Below are 15,879 nucleotides of genomic sequence, written 5' to 3' on the forward strand. Positions count from 1 at the left end.
CATCCCTTGGAGAGAGTATGTGCATAGGCATTCCCGGTAAGATCGTGGCCGTGGGGGCCGATATTCACCAGCCGGCCTGTATCGAGGTCTGCGGCGTGCAGCGCGCGGTAAATATCGCCCTGGTATGCGAAGGCGAACCCGCCGCGCTGGTCGGCCAGTGGGTATTGGTTCATGTGGGATTCGCCATGAGCCTGCTCGATGAGCAGGAGGCGCGCGAGACGCTGGCGGCATTGCAGTCCATGCAAATGGTCGGCCTGGAGCTCGACGAAATGAGACAGGATGGGAAGCGGCGGGTAGTGGGCTAAAAACAACGCCCGATAACGGCAACGCCCCGCCACCCGGGATACGGGTGGCGGGGCGTTGCTGATTAACGTGCGGATAGGGGGTAGGTTAACTTGCCCTGGTTAAAAAATGCCCACCAGCGTCACCACGGTCAGGATGGCGGCCAGTCCGTAAAACACCCATTTGCCGGCCGGCACATGAATTTTCAGGTCATGCGTGCAGTGATAAATGCGATGCAGCCCGCACCACAGCGGCAGGACAATCATCAGCAGCCAGAACAGGCGGCCTATCAGGGTATGGCTGAACGCGAGCACCCGCGGATAGCTGAGCGCCTCGCCCGGATACCAGCCCAGCGGCAGCAAAAAGGCCACCAGCAGGATTATCACCGGCGCGACGATGGCGCTCCACATGCCGCCGGCGCCGAACAGGCTCCAGAAAACCGGTTCATCGGCGCGTTTCGGATTTTGATTCATAGCGTTCTCCTGATTAAACGACAAGGGCCACGGCCAGTATCACCACCGTCACCACCAGCGTAACGCCCCAAAGCGTGGCGATATACGGCGCCGGACCGACCTTTTCATCCTTGACGACCAGCACGGTGGCCTTGGGCGCCAGCTCAAACCAGGTTTTGGTATGCAGCAGCGCCGCCAGCAGCGTCAGCAGGTTAAGCGCCAGCACCACCGGGTTTTGCAGGAAATGCACAAACCCGTCCCAGTTCGCCTCGCCGGCCTTCAGCGCATACAGTCCGTAGATCAGTTCCAGGCTGAACCATACCGCCGGTACGGCGGTGCCTTCGCGCAGCATATAAAAACGGTAGAACCCCAGCTTCTGCCACCAGTTGGCCGGCATGCTGCGAACGTAGGGCTTGCGTTTGGTTGTTATCATGTTAATCACTCCCTTAGCGAGGTTTCAGCATGGCGATCATAAAGTCCTGGGTGCTCGCCACTTTGCCCTGCTGAATGGCGGCGGCGGGATCCACATGTTTGGGACACACCTCCGAGCAGTAGCCGACGAACGTGCAGCTCCAGACGCCGTTTTCGCCGTTCAACTGCGCCATCCGCTCCTTTTTGCCGTGGTCGCGGTTATCCAGATTGTACCGGTGCGCAAGCGTAATGGCCGCCGGGCCGATAAACTCCGGATTCAGCCCGAACTGCGGACAGGCGGCATAACATAAGCCGCAGTTGATGCAGCCGCTGAACTGATGGTATTTGGCCATCTGCGCCGGGGTCTGCAGGTTGGTGCCTTCCGACGGCTGGCGGTTATTGCCGATGATATAGGGCTTAATCGCCTCCAGGCTCTCGATAAAATGGGTCATGTCCACCACCAGATCGCGCTCGATGGGGAAGTGGCCCAGGGCCTTGACCTTCATGCCGTGGGGATATTCGCGCAAAAAGGTTTTACAGGCCAGCTTCGGCACATCGTCCACCATCATGCCGCAGGACCCGCAAATGGCCATCCGGCACGACCAGCGGAAGGACAGGTCCGGCTCCAGGTTATCCTTGATATAACCCAGCGCGTCCAGCAGCGAGGTTTGCGCGTCATAAGGCACGTCGTACACCACGGGATGGGGGGCCTGATCCTGCTCGGGGTTATAACGCATTACCTCAAGCTTCAGCGTGTTCATCTCAGCCATTGGCCTGCTCCTTATCCTTTTTATCCTGTACCGCGGCCGCGGCGCCCTCGCCGCCGTACATCCGTTTGGCCGGCGGCAGGGTGGTGATCTTCACGTCGCTGTATTCCAGACGCGGCGCGCCGTCGGGATTATAAAACGCCAGGGTATGCTTGAGGAAATTCACGTCGTCGCGCTCGGTACAGCCCTCATCGAGCCGCTGGTGGGCGCCGCGCGATTCCCGGCGGTGGAACGCCGAATGCGCCATGCAGTCGGCCACCTCCAGTCCGTTGCCCAACTCAATGGTGTAGAGCAGATCGGTATTAAACACGCTGGAGGTATCGGTAATGGTAACCCGTTTAAACCGCTCTTTCAGCTCGGCCAGCTTATCCATGGTTTTTTGCATCAGCTCCGGCGTACGGTAGATGCCGCAGCCTTCTTCCATCGACAGGCCCATCTCGTCGCGGATGGCCGACCATTTTTCATTGCCCCGCTGGTCCATCAGGCGTTGCAGGGTGGTTTCCACGTCCCGCGCCTGGGCGTCGAGGACGGCGTTATTGGCCGCCGGCGCGGCCGCCGCGCTGGCCGCGGCCTGTTCGCCCGCCAGGCGGCCGAACACCACCAGCTCGGCCAGGGAATTGGAGCCGAGACGGTTGGCGCCGTGCAGGCCCACCGAGGAGCATTCGCCGACGGCAAACAGACCGCGGATGCGCGTTTCGCATTGCTGATCGGTTTCAATGCCGCCCATGGTGTAATGGGCGGTGGGGCGTACCGGTATGGGATCCTTCACCGGATCGACGCCGACATAGGCTTTCGACAGTTCACAGATAAACGGCAGCCGTTCCAACAGCTTTTTCTCGCCCAAATGGCGCAGGTCGAGATAGACCACGTCGCCGCGCGGCGTGGCGATGGTGCGCCCGGCGCGCCATTCGTGCCAGAACGCCTGGGACAGCTTATCGCGCGGACCCAGTTCCATATATTTGTTTTCCGGATGGCCCAGCGGCGTTTCGGGCCCCATGCCGTAGTCCTGCAAATAGCGATAGCCGTCTTTATTGACCATGATGCCGCCTTCGCCGCGGCAGCCTTCGGTTATCAGGATGCCGGAGCCGGGCAGGCCGGTGGGGTGGTACTGAACAAACTCCATATCGCGCAGCGGCACGCCGTGACGCAGGGCGATGCCCATACCGTCGCCGGTGACGATGCCGCCGTTGGTGTTATAGCGATAAACGCGGCCGGCGCCGCCGGTGGCCATGACCACGGCGTTGGCGCGGATGCAGATGCGCGTGCCTTCCATCATATTGATGGCCACCAGTCCGCGCGCCTGGCCGTCGTCCACCAGGATATCCAGCACGAAGTGCTCGTCGAAGCGCTTGATCTGCGGATATTTCAGCGAGGTCTGGAACAGCGTATGCAGAATATGGAAACCGGTTTTATCGGCGGCGAACCAGGTACGTTCGATTTTCATCCCGCCGAAACGCCTGACGTTCACCCGGCCGTCGGGCTTGCGGCTCCAGGGGCAGCCCCACAGTTCAAGCTGGGTCATCTCCTCCGGGCAGTGGCGGACAAAATGATCGACCACGTCCTGCTCGCACAGCCAGTCGCCGCCGGAGACGGTATCGTGGAAATGGGAGTCAAAAGAGTCATGATCCTGGGTGACGGCGGCGGACCCGCCCTCGGCGGCCACGGTATGGCTGCGCATGGGGTATACTTTCGATACCAGGGCGATAGTCAGGTTGGGATGGGCCTGCGCGGCGGCAATGGCGGCGCGTAAACCCGCGCCCCCCGCCCCGACGATGACGATATCGGCGTTAAAGGTTTGCACTTTATTCTCCTGCTCATCGGACATTGCATTAAAATCAACAAAACGCAGCGGGATATTTAATTGACTTTAATAATTAAAATAACTGAAAATTTTTAATTAACTAAATTAAGCACACTAATTAATTTGATTCTTCTAATGATGCCGTACATTCAGATAATAATAATATATTCCGTATGGGCAATAATGCGAGTGTGGATGAATACAGGTATGATGTAGATCAACAAAAAAAAAGAGAAGTGAAATCATTTTGTTAAATTGACGGCAAAGCGGAATAATTGGCATTCAGCTATTGATGTCGCGCGCGGACAGGGAACGGCAACTGCCCGCCGGGGCGCGCCGCCGTCCCGGCAGGGTTATTTTGACGTCAGGGCCGCCGGCGGTTAAAAACCATAACGGATGGCGTCCTTGCTTTGCTGCATCAGCGCATCGATTTTCTGGGAAAACGCCTCGATGCCCGCGCTGTCGCCGCGCTCCGAGCACTGGCGCCGTTTCAGGTTGTAGGCTTTCATCAGCTGCGCCTGGGCGGGGCCGGGCTTGCCGTAGCACGCGACGCTCTTTTCCCAGCAGGCGATGGCGGCGTCCGTGTCCTGCCGCTCAAACAGCGTCTTGCCCAGTTCGTTAAGCGCTTTGGCGCATTCTTTCGGCGCCAGCCCCTGCGCCAGGATAGTATCAATAGACGAGACCATGGATCCTCCGCGTACGGTTAATGGAAAAAGTTAAGAATATGGCCGAACACCAGTCCGACGCTGATGACATCCGAATCACTGAACGTGACGTTGGAAAACCCATACTGGCCGAGCAGGGGCAATAGCAACGCGGGCAGCAGGGTAATAAACAACCCATGGAACACGCCGCCGATGATGGCGCCGCGCCGTCCGCCGACGGCATTGCCGAAAATACCCGCGGTGCCGCCGGCAAAAAAATTGGTCAGCATGCCCGGCAGGATCATCGCCAGTCCCATGCTTGGGAACAGGAACATGCCGATAACCGAGCCGATGGTGGTGGAAATAAAACCGATAATCACCGCGTTGGGGGCATAGGGGAACAGCACCGGGCAGTCCAGCGCCGGAATGGCGTTGGGCACGATGCGCAGCGCGATGCCGCGAAACGCCGGTACGATTTCCGCCAGCAGCAGCCTGACGCCCGCCAGCAGGACATAAACCCCGACCACGAACTGTACCGATTGCAGGAAGGCATAGACCAGGTAGTTAACGCCGTGGGCATAAGGGGCGATCACCAAGGGGCCCGCGGCGATGGACGGAATCAGGTAGACCGGGATCATCACCACCATCATGGAGAGATACGTGTCCTGGAGAAAGGAAAACGACTGGGGCAGCTCCAGATCCTCGGTACTTTTGCCGACATCACCGGTAAGCTTCGCCACGCCGGCCTGCACGATATAACCAATAGTGCAGAAATGGCCCAGCGCAATATCGTCCGACCCCGTTATCTTGCGCACAATGGGCTGCGCCAGCACCGGCATGCCGACCGCCATGACGCCGGCGATAACGCCGCCGATAAGGATTAATTCCGTCCCCCGCAGCCCGCCCATGTAACCGATAACCGAGCATACCGTGGCCATCCAGAGCGAGGCCTGGCCGGTGAGGAAAATATATTTATAACGGGTGAAACGGGCGATAAGAATATTAATTACAAACGCCAGAACCATGATCAGGGCGGTTTCCCGTCCCAGGGTTTGTTGGGCGATGCCGGCAATGGAACCCACGTCGGTGACCACCCCGCGCATATGGAATCCTTTCTGGAAAACATCGCCGAGGAAGTTTAACGCATTGACGATAATATTGGCGCCGGACAGCAGGACTAAAAATCCTAATAGCGTTTTAAGCGTGCCGGTAATAACCTGGCCGGGGCTCTTTTTTTGCGCGATAAGCCCAATCATGGCGATCAATGATATCAGTATCGACGCCTGGCCGAGCACATCGTTGACAATAAAATGGAGGAAAGACATAATAAGTCCCCTGTAGGGTTTGCAACAATCGGATTATCAATCAATCAATATCAAGCCAGGTAGCCTTTTTCCTGTAATACTGGCGTTAGTTTTTCTTTTATTTCGTTTTTATCAACCAATCTTTTAAGGTAAATAATAGTGGCATTTATCGTATAATGCTGGAACTGTGATCGGAAGTTTTCGCCGGTCATTATTATATCCGCCCTGCTTGACGTGGCGCTGGAAATATCACAATGAGACAAATCGGCATCCACGCCCAGATCTTTCAACGCGGCCTCAATACTCATTTCGCACGCAAAACTGCTGCCCAGTCCCGCCCCGCATACCGCCAGAATTGATAATTTTTTCATAATACAGGTTCCTTAAGTGATTCATCTGTAGGGTAACCGCCGCCATCGGGCCGGCATGACGCCGATGACGATAGCTCAATACCGCTTCCGGCGGACAGCCTGCGGCCTGCCCATCCTGAATAGCCATTAACCGGCCATGCGCCTGGCCCACCGACGTTGATGGCCGCCTGGGTTGATGGTTATCGCCCCTTAGGGTGATACGTTAAAAATGGCGCAGTATGGCCAAAATCTCTTGTTCATCCCGCGCATGTTTTAAGGTATTTACCGCCTCCTCATCGCAAAATAATTTTGACAGGCTCGCAATCATTTCAATATGTGAATGGCTGTCGACGGCCGCCAGGGCAAAAATAACGTACACCGGATCGTTATCTTCGCTGCCGAAGGTCACGCCTTGCGAAACGATAACCAAGGACAAGGCGGTTTTAATTACCCCTTCCTCCGGCCGGGCATGGGGCATGGCAATGCCTTCGCCCAAGACATAGTAAGGGCCTATTTGTTCATGCATGGCGTAAATAGCCTGGAGATAACGGCTCTCAACCGCATGCTGATCGATAAGCGGCTGCACCGATAACGCCACTGCGCTTTGCCAGTCTTTCGCCTGATTAATTAAGCGAACGTTACTTTCGTTAATCCAGTCCGTTAACATAAAGACCCTTTTTAGCTAGGTATAGATATATACTAGTATGTTTCTGTTTCCTTATAAAAACTGTGATCCATCTTTATCTATTTCTACAATATTGTAAATAATAATAAAGAGTTGTTTTGAAAAATAATGCCAAATACTATTACGGGCTTTCTTTATATATGAAGAAGGCCTTTTTAAGCAGCAATGTTCTATTATATTCGGTCAGGTGTGAGTTATCTCCTTACAGTTTGTGGTTATATCACCGCGGCGCGCGGCAATGTTTGCATTATCCAGTCGTAAATAACGCGGGTATCCTGCGGTTGGTCCTGGTCGACGCTAAAGACCGGCCCTAATGCCATCGGTCCGGCGCGTTCCGCCAGCGCCCGCAGTTCGGGTAGATATTCCGCGCCGGGATGGCCGGGCAATCTGTCCGCCAGGCGCGCGGCATAGCGGGCGGCCGCCAGTTGCGCGGAAATCCGGCACCACACTTCGACCAGGCGCGTCACGCCGGCGTGCGCCAGATAATGCGCTAATAGCTCCCGGGGCTGGAAGCCAAACCAGGCGTCTATGATAAAGGTGCTTCCCGCCGGGGCCTGCGCCACGATGGACCAGATGACCTGGTAACTGGCTTTGCCAAGGGTACGGTTCATCGTGCGGTCGACACCGCCCAGATGCTGCAGAAACGGGTTTTTGATCCCGTCCAGGGATAACGAAAGCCAGCCGGACTGCCGGGAGAGGCCTGCGGCGAGGGTGCTTTTACCGGAGGCGGGGATACCGTTGATCATGATAATCCGCTTGCCGTTGTCACTTTCCGGCCGGTCCTGATGCGACGCCTGGGCGCCATTAGCAGGAGAAAACCGGATGCTGTCGGTCGCCGCGCCCTTGTCAGACATGTTTTACCTGCTCCGTTAACGCGTCTCTCGTCGGCCGGGTCGCGTGAAAATATTGTTTAATCACGGCCTGAATTTCGTTCAGCCGGGGAATAGCCAGCGTTTCCAGTTTTTGCCGGGTGGCCTCACGGTCCAGGGAAATACAATCTTTCCATAACGAACGGCCCGCAATGACGCCGGAGGCGCCCTCGCTCATGGCGTCCGCCACCTGGGTCAGGAAGGTGGCGTGATCGACGCCCGCCGAGAGCACGGCCCAGGGCACGTCGCCGGCAAGCCGGGTGATGTCCGCACAGGCCTGCGGCGAACCGGGATAGGGTAATTTCAGCACCTTGGCCCCGCATTCCAGGCAGATTTTCGTGCCGCCATAGATAAGCTCCGGGATTTTCTGCTTATATTCCTCGTCCGTTTCATCATCGAGTTTATACGTCAGGAACTCAACCACCAACAATAAATCCTCGCGGGTGAAATCCTCGATGCATCGGCGCAGTATAGCGATATTGTGCTGGTTCGCCCCGGCGCGATCCGAGCGCAGATACACCATGATTTTGCCGCCGGTGGCGCCGAGCTCGCGCACCCGCCGGGCGTTGATATGGTCAACCAGCCGCGACAGCCGGTAGCCTTCGGGCGTGGTGTCGAACCCGGAGGCGTCGAGGCCTATCAGCAGCGCCGTGTCGCGCGCAATGATGCCGTCGTCCACCAGCTGCGGCACGGCGCAGACCGGATCGACCAGCACGCATGACGCCTTGCTTGCCAGGTAACGGGTGATATCGGCCTTGATCAGTCCCAGTTCGTGTTCGGAAATCTGCGCCTGCCGGGCGGGATCGTTGGATAGCAGGCTGCGCATGGCACCTCGCTGATCGCAGGCGATAACCAACATGGCGCCGTTGCTGCCACAGATTTGTTGATAGCTGCGTAATTCTGAGGTGGACATTTTTGACATGAATTTCTCCTTTACCTGAAATTTATTACAGACAAAAAACGCGGTGATACGTTGTTACCCTTTGTCATCATCGTCCTTGATTAAATGGGAGAAAATGGTCCCAATGCTGCGGTTTATAAGGGGTTTCTCCCTGGGGAACGATTGCAATTTCTCGCATATTGCGCAATAATTCCCCATCGACAGAGGTGAGTGTAATACATTACAGAAAGGAATTTCAAGCTGAAAGAGCCAATTTTGCAAGATCTTGCAGCTACTCGCGCCATGATGCATATGGTGGCGAAGCTGCATTACGAGTCCGACATGCCCCAGGTGGAAATTGCGCGCAAGTTCGATGTCTCCACCGCCACCATTTCGCGGCTGCTGAACAAGGCGCGTGCCGCCGGCATCGTGCGCATCGAGGTGGTGGCGCTCTCTTCGCCCGAGAATATGACGGCGGACCTGATTAAGCGCCTGGGATTAAAAAAGGCCTTTGTCGTCGACGCGCCGCCGGCCAATGTCCTGGGCTCGCTGGCCGCGCCGCTGGCGTCGCTGCTGGAACAGGCGGGGCTGGGCGCCGGATCGGTGCTGGGCATCGGCTGGGGCAGGGCGGTGCGGGAGGTGACCCTGACGGGCATGCCGCGGTTGCCGGGCATCCTGACCGTGGCGCTGAACGGCGGTATGCAGCAGGCCGCTCCCCATTTCCAGATTACGGAGTTCGTCCGGCGCGCCGCCGAGCAAATGGAAGGCAAGCCCTATTTCCTGCATGCGCCCTATATATCGTCCGCCGAGCTGCGCGACGCGTTTCTCGCCGATCGCAGCGTGCAGGATATTATTTCGTTATGGGATCGGCTGGATGTGGCGATTGTCGGCATCGGGCTGACCCATGCGCCCAAACCCGGCGAATCCACCACCGCCATCGCCGATGAAAAGACGCTGAGCCGGGCCGCCGGCGACGTGCTGCGTCATTACGTGACCGAGACCGGCGAGGTGCTGCACTGGGAAGGGGAGGCGCGCATGATCGCCGCCTCGCCGGAACAGCTCAGGCGCACGCCGCTGACCATCGGAGTGGCCGCCACGCCGGAAAAGGCCGCCGGCATTATCGGCGCGGTGCGATCGGGCATGATCAATTCCCTGGTGACCGATGTGAACACCGCCCAGGCGATACTGGACCGGCTGCCGGCGGGTTAACCGGCCTTTGCCGGGACGGGGACGGGGGATAAAAGCCAGCGCCCGGCGCAACGGGGCGCTGGCAAGGAGGACGACGCGCCGTGTCTTCAGCGTAAGGCGCGACACGCGCGGGTAATGCGTTCGCAGGCCTCGCTCAGGCGGCTATCGTCGATGGCGTAGGCGATGCGCAGGTAAGGCGACGCGCCGAAGGCCGAGCCTTGCAGGGTAGCGACATGGCCGGCGTCCAGGAGATAGGCGGCAAAATCGCTGTCGCTGGCGAGGGTGGCGCCCGCCGGTGTTTTTTTGCCGATCATGCCGGCGCAGTTGGCGAACACATAGAATGCCCCCGGCGGTACCGCCGCCTCCAGGCCGTCGATGGCGTTGACGCAGGCCATGATGACGGCGCGGCGCTTGGCCAGGGTCGCCATCCATGCGTCCATAAATCCCAGGCCCTGCTCCAGCGCCGCCACCGTCGCGGCCTGTGAAATGGAGCTGGGATTGGAGGTGCTTTGCGATTGCAATATCTGCATGGCCGCCACCAGCCAGTCCGGACCGCCGGCATAGCCCAGCCGCCAGCCGGTCATCGAATAGCCTTTCGACACACCGTTTACCGTCAGCACCCGATCTTTCAGCCGGGGCTCTACCTGCGCCAGGGTAACGAATTCGCCCGCCGCATGGCAGATATGCTCGTAGATATCATCGGCCATGATCAGCACCTGCGGATTGTCGAGCAGCACCGCGGCCAGCGCCTTCAGCTCGGCGCGCGAGTAAACCGCGCCGGTGGGGTTGTTGGGGGAGTTCAGTATCAGCCAGCGGGTCCTGGCCGTAATGGCAGCGGCCAGATCGGCCGGGCGCAGTTTCCAGCCGTGGGCCTCGGTGCAGGGTACGATGCGGGCTTCGCCTTCGGCCAGCGCCACCATATCCGGATAGGATACCCAATATGGGGCGGGGATGATCACTTCGTCGCCGGCCGAGACCGTCGCCAGCAGGGCATTGAAGATCAGCTGCTTGGCGCCGCTGCCCGCGATCACCTCATGGGGCGCGTAGTCGACGCCGTTTTCGCGGCTGAATTTGGCGATGATGGCTTTTTTCAGGGCCGCCGTGCCGGGAACGGCTGTGTATTTTGTTTCACCTTGTACAATCGCATCTATGCCGGCCTGTTTGATATGCGCCGGTGTATCGAAGTCGAGCTCGCCTTCACCGAGGTTAATCACATCCACGCCGGCGGCGGTTAACGCGCGGACCTGATCGGAAATCGCCGCGGTCGGCGAAGGTCTCACCCGGCGTAAGCGAGGCGCAAGTAATTCAACTGACATCATTTCCCCTATCTATGAAATAATAAAATTGTATTATGTGATACAATAAAATCAATTTAAGCTATCACGTCTCCAGGCGAATTGCCCAGACTTTTTTTGCCGTGTTCCGACCATTAAGGACTTATCGCCATGACATTGCTCTTTGTTGCGCACGACACGCCGGAACCGGCGCTCTATGGGGCCATGGCCGCCATCCTGGCGCGTCGGCTGCGCCTGCCGCTGGCGCACCTGGCCATTGCATGGGATACCGCCCTGTATCCCGACGCCTGCCAGCACGCGATAGCCGCCGGCGCGTTGGTCACCAGCGGACTGATATGGCACGAACGCCTGAGCGGCGACGCCATAGATACGCCGAAGCGCTGGTCTGAACTGGCGGCCTTGCCGGCCGGCCGGGACTGGGTGATCCCGCTCGGTCCGGCGCAGCTGGCCGGGTTGCCCGGCCGGCTGCGGGCGCTAAGCCGTCTTGCCGTGGACTATCAGCTGATCCGGGTGGACATGTCGCCGCGGGGCCTGGTTTTTCGCCGCAACGGCGCCATCGAAAGCGCCTGGGGGCAATGGCGCCGCGACGGCTTTGGCCGCTGGCGGGAAACTTCCCCTGACGACGCTATCGCGATCGTGCCTCGCGTGGCCCCGACCGGGGCGTTACCCGCCGTCGACCCCGGCCTGGGCAACGGGCGGGATGCTCCCGCCGCCGCGCCCCACAGCCTGGCCGGGGCCGCCGCTTCGCCGCTGGCCATCGTTTTGCTCGGCGCGCGGCGGGATCAGCTGGAGGCCTATCCCGCCGCCGTCGCCGCGCTCGGTGATGCCGCCGACGCCCTGGCGCTGCGGCTTAATATCCTGTTTGCCTCGCCGCAGGAGCCTTGCGGCGATATCATCAAACGCGCGCACGGCGTCCTGTTGCCCGGCGGCGCCGCCATGGCCAACGTGGCCGGGCAGATAACCGCGGCGCGTTATACCCTGGATAACGCTGTTCCCACCCTGGGCTTATGCCTGGGTATGCAAACCATGGCGACGGCGGTGGCCCAGCGCATGCTGGGCTCCACCGGGGTGAATCTGGCCGAGGCCGATCCCCTGGCGCCGGTAAAATCCTTTGTTCCGCTGGCGGAAACGGCCGGTCTTCCCCGGCACCGCCTGGGCGACCATATGATGGTGAGCGAGCCCGGCAGCCGTATGCACCAGTTGCTCGGCGACCGGTCAACCCTGCGCTATAACCACCGTTTCCACCTTAACCCGGCGCTGAAGCGGGATCTGGACATCGCCGGCCTGCGCCTCAGCGCCACCGATGCCAGCGGCGCCATTACCGACGGTATAGAATTTACCCGCCATGTATTTTATCTGGGGGTACAGGGCCACCCCGAGCTCTCGTCTTCCCGCCGCCGGCCGCATCCGCTGCTGATGGCGTTTTTAACCGCGGCGGCGCGGCGGCGGGAGGCGGGGCTATAACGCCGGCGACACGCCGGCGCGCGGGTCGGCGGCCAGGCGCGCCAGTTCAGCCGCCACCTGGGCGATGACGTCCGCTTCCAGATCGAGAAGCGGCGCGCGCACATGGCCGCCGTCGAAGCCGCGCAGGTTCATGGCGGCCTTGACCAGTTGCGGCTGGCCGTGGCGGCGGGCCAGGGCGCGGTAGGGATACCACAGGCTATGCAGATCGCGGGCGGTGGCGGCGTCGCCGCGCTCAAGCGCGCGATAGGCGGCCAGAATGATTTCCGGCAGCGCGCAGCTGTTGGTGCTGCTGATGCCGTCAAAGCCGCACATCATCGGCCCGAGGAACGCCAGATCGGAGGCGCAGAACAGCCGCAGGCGGCCGGACAGGCGGTTGGCGATCTGGTCGATGGCGGTCGGATTCAGATCGCCTTGCTTAATGCCCACCACGCCCCCGATATCCGCCAGCTGTTCCAGTACCGCCGGCGGCAGCGTGATGCCAATGCCCGGCGCGTTATACACCAGGATGCCGGTGCGTGAAAGCGGGGCCATTTGTTTAAAAAAACTCACGATCTGCGCGTCGGTCACTTCGGAGACAAACGGCGGCGTCACCATCGGCAGGCCGCCCAGTTCGCCGGCAAGCGCCGTTAAATCGCGCACCGTGCGCGCGTCGGAACCGGCGCTGCACAGCATCACCGGCACCCGGTCGCCCACCACGTCCATGACGTGGCGAAATAACCGGGCGCGCTCATCGGCGCTCATCGCCGGGAATTCACCGTAGGTGCCGCCGATCAGCACGCCGTCGTAGCCCTGCCCGATGACCCGCTCGATATTGCGCGCCAGTCCCGCGAAATCAAATGCGCCGTCGGCGGTAAACGGGGTAACGGTGATATTAAAAATACCGCGCAGGCGTGCCTGGCTTTCACTGATGTCTTTCATAACTATGCTTTCCTGTCTGACCTGATAACGAAGAACCGATACCGCAGCCCGGCCATGGGGCCGGGCGCGTGGGAGAGATTGCGCCGCCGGGGCGGAGCATTGCCGGCGCGGCCTGGCCGCCTTGGCGGGCGCCTGCCTGGCCGGCGGGCGCATACAGCGCCCGGCTAAAGACGGTATAACGGCCGATCCACCGCCCCGAGGGCCCGGCAGCCGGTTTCCGTCACCACGATGGTTTCGCTGACGCCGACGGTGAATTCACCGTAGATTCTCAGCGCGGGCGGAATATGGAAGGTCATGCCCGGTTGCAGTTCGGTGGTGATGCCGCTGTAAAGACTGAGGATTGCGCCTTCGCCCCAGTCCGGCGCGAACGACACGCCGATGGAATAGCCGGTGCGTTTTTTAAAGTTATCGGTATACCCGGCGCGGTCGATCACTTTCTGGCAGGCGAGATGCGGGGCCTCGCAGGTGGCGCCGGGGCGGATGGCGTCAAGGGCCGCCTGCAGGGCTTCCTGACAGGTTTTTTCCATTTCCAGCGCCACGGCGGGCGGTTTGCCCAGCCACGCCGAGCGCATCAGCGCCGCGTGATAGCGATCGTGGGTGGCGGCCATTTCCAGGAAGATAGGATCGCCGTCCTGGATTTTGCGCCGGCGCCAGGTGCCGTGCGGCACGCCGGTACGCGGGCCGGAGGAGACCAGCGGTTCCATGCCCATATATTCGGATCCGGCGGCGATGGCCGCGCCCATCATGGCGGCGACCAGGTCGTTCTCGGTGGCGCCGGCCCGGATGGCCGCGCGCCCGGCCAGCATGCCCGCGTCGACATAGCGGGCGGCGTGGGCCATTTTTTCCAGCTCGGCGGCGGATTTCACCGCGCGCAGCTGTTCAATCACGCCCGCCGCGTCGTGGATAACGCCCAGCTCGGCTTGCAACGCTTCGTAAACGGCAATCGGCAGAAACCAGCCGCGTTTATCAATGCCGATGCGGCGCCGGGTCCAGCCGCGGTCCTTCAGCACGCCCAGCAGAAAATTCACCGGATTATCGCCGTCGGTATAAATGGCGGCGTCGCGGATAAAGGTGTTGGAAATAAAGTTAAAATATTCCAACTGGCGGATAACGAATACCGGATCGCCCTCCACCGGCAGCACCAGGGCCTGAAAGGTGTAATATCCCGGCGTCTGCTGGCCGGTGAGATAGAAAATATTTTCCGGACCGGTGATGACCATGACGTCCAGCCCGGCCTGGGTGAGCAGGGCGCGCGCGCGCTCGACGCGTCCGCGGTATTCCTCTTCGCCAAAGGCGGATTCGCCGCCCGGCGTCACGCGGCCCAGATCGGGCAACGGGGTCTTGTTTACTGCGCTTGGGTTTGTCATTTACAGAACTCCTGGATGAATTCCGCCCGGGCGGGGTCAAAACCGACCCCCAACCCGGACGCGCAAGGGCTGCAGACCAGCCCTTGCTGATAGATAAGTCCGGCGACCGGATCGTTGCCCAGCCCGTCGGCGCCATACAGTTCGGCATAGGCCGGGCGGGAGGCGCAGGCGACATGCAGCGCGGCGGCGGTGGCCGCCGCGCCTTCATTCATTTGGCCTATCATAAAAGGCACGCCGGCGGCGTTAAGCCGCCGCGCGGCGGCAAGGGCCGGGCCGATGCCGCCCATTTTCACCAGCTTCAGGTGCGCCCAAACCTTGCCGCCCAGGCCGATGACGCGGGCCAGATCCGCCTCGCTGCTCATGCTTTCGTCGAGCATCAGCGGGATCGGGCTGGCGGCGGCCAGCGCCGCGTAGCCGTGTTCCGGGTCGTCGGCCGCGCCATCGGCAATCGGCTGCTCCATATAACGTAAATCGTAGGCGGCCAGGGCCCGCAGGCGCGCCAGGGCCTCGCGCGCCGGCCACTGGCCGTTGGCGTCCGCCGCCAGGCTGATGCCTGCGCCAAAACGGCGGCGCAGGGCGGCGACGCGGTCCAGGTCCTGGTCAAATCCGGCCACGCCGACCCGCAGTTTCAACTCGGTGAAACCCCGGTCCACATACGCCTCGGCCTGTTGCAGCATTTGCTCGCGCGAGGACCAGAACAGCGTCTGGTTAGTGCGATAGCTCACCACCGGCGAAGACGCGCCGTCCTGCGCCGGCGCAATGGCCACGGGGTGCCGCTCCCGCGCCGTTTCCCCGCCTGGCGGCACGGCGCCGCCCGCGTCCCGGGGACGCGCCAGCGACCCGGCGACGCTGATGCCTTGACGCCGGGCAAGCAGGTCATGCAGCGCCACATCAAGCAGCATGCGCGTCGGCGCCAGAATTCCTGCCGCCCAGGTATCCAGCCCGGCCAGCAGTTGCGCGGGGTCCAGGGCAAGATCCAGCCGGCGCAGGCAGCGGAGGACGTCGTCCAGCACCTGCTGCGGGCTGTAGCCGTTCAGGTAGGCGATATTCACCCGCACCTCGCCCAGGCCCTGGAAGGCCTGATCCTCCAGCAGCAGGTAAAGCTCGTCCAGCGCCGCCACGCTGCCCGAGGAGGCGGTATACAGCCGTAGATGCGGGTAGCGCAGCGCGGCGCGATACAAAGTGGCTTTCACCCGGGCTCC

The 15,879-nt window shown here is 60.8% G+C and carries 17 protein-coding genes; 3 read left to right on the forward strand and 14 right to left on the reverse strand.

Annotated elements, in window-relative coordinates:
* Positions 1-17: 17 nt before the first annotated feature.
* The gene (gene hybG / locus ACL2XG_RS00215) at positions 18-305 is read left to right on the forward strand and encodes a hydrogenase maturation factor HybG (RefSeq protein WP_410014428.1); all 288 of its coding nucleotides are present in this window, start codon (positions 18-20) and stop codon (positions 303-305) included.
* A 99-nt stretch (positions 306-404) separates the two neighbouring features.
* On the opposite strand, the gene frdD is transcribed toward hybG, so the two are convergent.
* The 10 genes from frdD to ACL2XG_RS00265 all read right to left on the reverse strand — a co-directional run bounded on the left by frdD (position 405) and on the right by ACL2XG_RS00265 (position 8,487).
* The gene (gene frdD / locus ACL2XG_RS00220) at positions 405-755 is read right to left on the reverse strand and encodes a fumarate reductase subunit FrdD (protein WP_410014429.1); all 351 of its coding nucleotides are present in this window, start codon (positions 753-755) and stop codon (positions 405-407) included.
* 13 nt (positions 756-768) lie between these two features.
* The gene (gene frdC, locus ACL2XG_RS00225; RefSeq protein ID WP_413723468.1) at positions 769-1,164 is read right to left on the reverse strand and encodes a fumarate reductase subunit FrdC; all 396 of its coding nucleotides are present in this window, start codon (positions 1,162-1,164) and stop codon (positions 769-771) included.
* 16 nt (positions 1,165-1,180) lie between these two features.
* Complete coding sequence (locus ACL2XG_RS00230; RefSeq protein WP_410014430.1) at positions 1,181-1,915, reverse strand: succinate dehydrogenase/fumarate reductase iron-sulfur subunit; 735 nt, start codon at positions 1,913-1,915, stop codon at positions 1,181-1,183.
* The gene (gene frdA / locus ACL2XG_RS00235) at positions 1,908-3,713 is read right to left on the reverse strand and encodes a fumarate reductase (quinol) flavoprotein subunit (protein ID WP_410014431.1); all 1,806 of its coding nucleotides are present in this window, start codon (positions 3,711-3,713) and stop codon (positions 1,908-1,910) included. Before frdA ends, ACL2XG_RS00230 begins: the two co-directional genes overlap by 8 nt.
* A 380-nt stretch (positions 3,714-4,093) precedes the next feature.
* Positions 4,094-4,399 carry a hypothetical protein gene (locus ACL2XG_RS00240; RefSeq protein ID WP_410014432.1) on the reverse strand — a complete coding sequence of 102 codons (306 nt, stop codon included), beginning with the start codon at positions 4,397-4,399 and terminating at the stop codon, positions 4,094-4,096.
* 17 nt (positions 4,400-4,416) lie between these two features.
* Positions 4,417-5,682: a PTS sugar transporter subunit IIC gene (locus tag ACL2XG_RS00245; protein ID WP_410014433.1), complete on the reverse strand. Its 1,266-nt coding sequence runs from the start codon at positions 5,680-5,682 to the stop codon at positions 4,417-4,419.
* Positions 5,683-5,732: 50 nt separating this feature from the next.
* On the reverse strand, positions 5,733-6,032 hold the full coding sequence (locus ACL2XG_RS00250) for a PTS sugar transporter subunit IIB (RefSeq protein WP_410014434.1): 300 nt from the start codon (positions 6,030-6,032) through the stop codon (positions 5,733-5,735).
* Positions 6,033-6,234: 202 nt separating this feature from the next.
* Positions 6,235-6,678, reverse strand: a complete 444-nt coding sequence (locus tag ACL2XG_RS00255; RefSeq protein WP_410014435.1) for a PTS sugar transporter subunit IIA — start codon at positions 6,676-6,678, stop codon at positions 6,235-6,237.
* A gap of 233 nt (positions 6,679-6,911) precedes the next feature.
* On the reverse strand, positions 6,912-7,442 hold the full coding sequence (locus ACL2XG_RS00260) for an AAA family ATPase (protein WP_413723467.1): 531 nt from the start codon (positions 7,440-7,442) through the stop codon (positions 6,912-6,914).
* Between the two features lie 100 nt (positions 7,443-7,542).
* On the reverse strand, positions 7,543-8,487 hold the full coding sequence (locus ACL2XG_RS00265; protein ID WP_413723204.1) for a tagatose-bisphosphate aldolase: 945 nt from the start codon (positions 8,485-8,487) through the stop codon (positions 7,543-7,545).
* Positions 8,488-8,721: 234 nt separating this feature from the next.
* On the opposite strand from ACL2XG_RS00265, the gene ACL2XG_RS00270 reads away from it, so the two are divergent.
* Complete coding sequence (locus tag ACL2XG_RS00270) at positions 8,722-9,654, forward strand: sugar-binding transcriptional regulator (RefSeq protein ID WP_410014437.1); 933 nt, start codon at positions 8,722-8,724, stop codon at positions 9,652-9,654.
* A gap of 86 nt (positions 9,655-9,740) precedes the next feature.
* Here ACL2XG_RS00270 and ACL2XG_RS00275 read toward each other — a convergent pair whose 3' ends face one another.
* On the reverse strand, positions 9,741-10,949 hold the full coding sequence (locus tag ACL2XG_RS00275; RefSeq protein WP_413723466.1) for an aminotransferase class I/II-fold pyridoxal phosphate-dependent enzyme: 1,209 nt from the start codon (positions 10,947-10,949) through the stop codon (positions 9,741-9,743).
* Positions 10,950-11,078: 129 nt separating this feature from the next.
* Between ACL2XG_RS00275 and ACL2XG_RS00280 the strand changes: the two genes are divergently transcribed.
* Complete coding sequence (locus ACL2XG_RS00280) at positions 11,079-12,392, forward strand: glutamine amidotransferase-related protein (protein WP_413723203.1); 1,314 nt, start codon at positions 11,079-11,081, stop codon at positions 12,390-12,392.
* On the opposite strand, the gene ACL2XG_RS00285 is transcribed toward ACL2XG_RS00280, so the two are convergent.
* The 3 genes from ACL2XG_RS00285 to ACL2XG_RS00295 all read right to left on the reverse strand — a co-directional run bounded on the left by ACL2XG_RS00285 (position 12,387) and on the right by ACL2XG_RS00295 (position 15,870).
* Positions 12,387-13,310, reverse strand: coding sequence for a dihydrodipicolinate synthase family protein (locus ACL2XG_RS00285; RefSeq protein ID WP_413723202.1), 924 nt, complete (start codon positions 13,308-13,310; stop codon positions 12,387-12,389). The two genes, ACL2XG_RS00280 and ACL2XG_RS00285, sit on opposite strands and share 6 nt — an antisense overlap.
* Before the next feature lie 164 nt (positions 13,311-13,474).
* Positions 13,475-14,677, reverse strand: a complete 1,203-nt coding sequence (locus tag ACL2XG_RS00290; protein WP_410014440.1) for a M24 family metallopeptidase — start codon at positions 14,675-14,677, stop codon at positions 13,475-13,477.
* Positions 14,674-15,870 (reverse strand): mandelate racemase/muconate lactonizing enzyme family protein, encoded by a 1,197-nt coding sequence (locus ACL2XG_RS00295; RefSeq protein WP_413723201.1) that lies wholly within the window; start codon positions 15,868-15,870, stop codon positions 14,674-14,676. Before ACL2XG_RS00295 ends, ACL2XG_RS00290 begins: the two co-directional genes overlap by 4 nt.
* Positions 15,871-15,879: the final 9 nt, after the last annotated feature.

The organism is Sodalis sp. RH24 (genome assembly GCF_047324145.1).
In the GTDB taxonomy this organism is placed as follows: Bacteria; Pseudomonadota; Gammaproteobacteria; order Enterobacterales; family Enterobacteriaceae; genus Acerihabitans.